Annotated in this window: 1 protein-coding gene and 1 pseudogene; both read right to left on the bottom strand. The window is 56.0% G+C overall.

Features of this window, described 5'->3' with window-relative positions; genetic code table 11:
* A pseudogene (locus tag ACTHUR_RS19960) lies at positions 1 to 92 on the bottom strand (acyl-ACP--UDP-N-acetylglucosamine O-acyltransferase); the annotation flags it as partial.
* Between the two features lie 74 nt (positions 93 to 166).
* Positions 167 to 470 (bottom strand): 3-hydroxyacyl-ACP dehydratase FabZ (gene fabZ / locus ACTHUR_RS19955; RefSeq protein ID WP_440400533.1); only part of this gene is annotated, 304 nt, incomplete at its 5' end.

The raw sequence follows: 470 nt of genomic DNA, 5'->3' as shown, positions 1-470 counted from the left end.
TTGGGGCCGATGATGCTGTATGGGCCGACTTTGACGCTGGAGTCGAGTTCGGCTTTAGGGTCGATGACGGCGGTCGGATGGATAAGGGTCATGCTGTCTCCTTGCTGTCTGATACAGGTATTGCCTGCAAGATGCCGTCTGAACGTTCAGACGGCCTGTCCCATTCTTACACCACGCGTTTGGCGCACATAATCACGGCTTCAACGGCAACTTGGCCGTCGACTTTGGCAACGGCGTTGAATTTGCCGATACCGCGTTTGTTGGTCAGCAGCTCGACTTCAAAAACCAGTTGGTCGCCGGGGATGACTTGGCGTTTTAAACGGGCATCGTCGATACCGGCGAAGAAGAAGAATTCGTTTTCTTTGCGGCCGCCTTCGCTGAGGATGGCCAGTGTGCCGCACGCTTGCGCCATGGCTTCGATAATCAACACGCCAGGCATCACGGGCAGGTCGGGAAAGTGGCCTTGGAAC

The organism is Neisseria sp. P0021.S007 (genome assembly GCF_051956855.1).
The sequence above is the reverse complement of the archived record's forward strand: the minus strand, read 5'-3'. Positions and strand labels throughout refer to the sequence as shown.